The following is a 1,756-nucleotide window of genomic DNA, read 5'->3' as shown; positions in this document are numbered from 1 at the left end:
GGCAGGCCCATCCCGGGGCGGCATACCGAAAAACTAGCGCCGGACAGCGTCCTGTCGATGGTGGGGCACTCCAACATCCGGCCAACTCTCGTGCCGCCGTCCGGGTGCCAGCCAGCCGGGAGCCGTCACGCCCCGTGGCCGGCACCTCCACGTCGGCCAACGCCCGGAACTGCCGAAGAGCGGATGTCCGATCGTGGCGCGGTCCTGTTGACCTCAACCCAGGTTCAGGTGCTTCACTGCCGGCCATGAATCTCGACGGGCTGCGCGTCGCAATCACCGGCGCTGGACGTGACACGGGGCGGTTGCTGGCAGAAGCCTTTGCCGAGCACGGTGCACAGCTGTTCCTTTCGGCCCGGAGTCTGGCAGCGGCCGAGCACGTTGCCGGTGTGATCAGCCAGCGCGGGCCTGGTCAGGCGGAGGCATTTCGCTGCGATCTGAGCGAGGTCGATTCGGTGCGCGCGTTTGCTGCAACGTTGGCCGATCGAACGAAGTGCCTCGATGTGCTGATCAACAACGGTGCCGAATATATCGAAGGTGACGACCTGGGAGACGTCTCGGACGAGCAGATCGAGAGGGTGATGGCTGCGGGCGGGACCGGCACCCTACTCTTGACCAAACATCTGCTGCCGCTGTTGCGGGCCTCATCGAGGCCCGACGTCATCAACATCATCTCCGCCTGCGGCGAGGTCGGGCATCATCGTTCTGGCGCGCATCCCGCGTTCTACGCTGCCAAGCATGCCCATGCTGGGCTCGCTGACATCCTGTCGCACCGGCTCAGACCGGAAGGGATCCGGGTGGTTTCCCTGTTCCCGCCAGACTTCGTTCAGGACGGACCGCGACAGGCAAACAGCGACCTCACCGCCCGATCGGTCGTCGACTGCGTACTGTTCGCGGTCGGGCAGCCACGCGACTGCTTCATTCGCGAGTTCCACTTCGAGCAGGTCCGACATTGACCAGGATGGCGAGATTTAGGCGGCTACGCCGGCCAGCACGGGACCATCTCCCTGCCGCACTGATTTGCCGCCCGTCGTGCGCGCTGACGGGGCCAGTACAAGTCACGGCGAGTCTGCATGGCAAAAGCAGAGACATGAGATGACGACTGGATGAGCCGGGGCCGTAGAGTGCTGTGATGGTCGACAGTTGGACTCCTCCGCAGCGGGGAAACTGTACCTGCACCGTTCACCTCGAACACCTCCTCGAGGTGGTGCTGCCGCCGGCCCATCCGGATTTGGAACCCATGACCGTCGCCGAACTGCTTGACACCGGCGACCTCAAAGCCGACCCGCTCACGGAGGCGGACCGAACGCGGGGCGGCACCGGATACCACTGGTCCCTCTGGGTCGGTGACGTTGCCCGCGGATACTACGACGACTACGCGTCGCTGCAGCTCGACGTGGGCATCCTGGCCGCGCCGGGCGTCGAGCGCGTGGAGTGGCTCGACCGAGAGGAGTTCATGGTCGGCGCGCCGACGCTGTGCGTCGACGGGATGACGGCCGCGGTCGCCAACGTGCTGGCCGACCCCCGCGTGCGGGTGTGAGAAGCCTGCATCGGCACGAGACATCCCCGCTACGCCGGCGACCGGCCGGGGAGCATCGCGGCGGCGCCCGCGCAGTTCCTCGACGGTCAGTTCGAGGAAGCCGACTGGACCGGGCCCGGTGACGTCTTAGAGCGACCGGCGATAGGTGTTACCTGAGCCTGCGGGTGGTGGGGCGTGTGTCCCAGCGGTAGAGGGTGCGGGCGCGGTAGATGAGTTGAC

At 66.3% G+C, this 1,756-nt stretch carries 2 protein-coding genes; both read left to right on the top strand.

Features of this window, described 5'->3' with window-relative positions; genetic code table 11:
* Positions 1-245 precede the first annotated feature (245 nt).
* Positions 246-953: an SDR family NAD(P)-dependent oxidoreductase gene (locus ACGF5C_RS34360; RefSeq protein WP_393308526.1), complete on the top strand. Its 708-nt coding sequence runs from the start codon at positions 246-248 to the stop codon at positions 951-953.
* A gap of 176 nt (positions 954-1,129) precedes the next feature.
* Positions 1,130-1,537 carry a hypothetical protein gene (locus tag ACGF5C_RS34355; RefSeq protein WP_393308524.1) on the top strand — a complete coding sequence of 136 codons (408 nt, stop codon included), beginning with the start codon at positions 1,130-1,132 and terminating at the stop codon, positions 1,535-1,537.
* The last annotated feature ends 219 nt before the right edge of the window (positions 1,538-1,756 follow it).

The organism is Micromonospora sp. NPDC047620 (assembly GCF_043205005.1).
GTDB lineage: Bacteria > Actinomycetota > Actinomycetes > Mycobacteriales > Micromonosporaceae > Micromonospora.
This window is presented reverse-complemented; position numbering and strand designations above follow the sequence as displayed.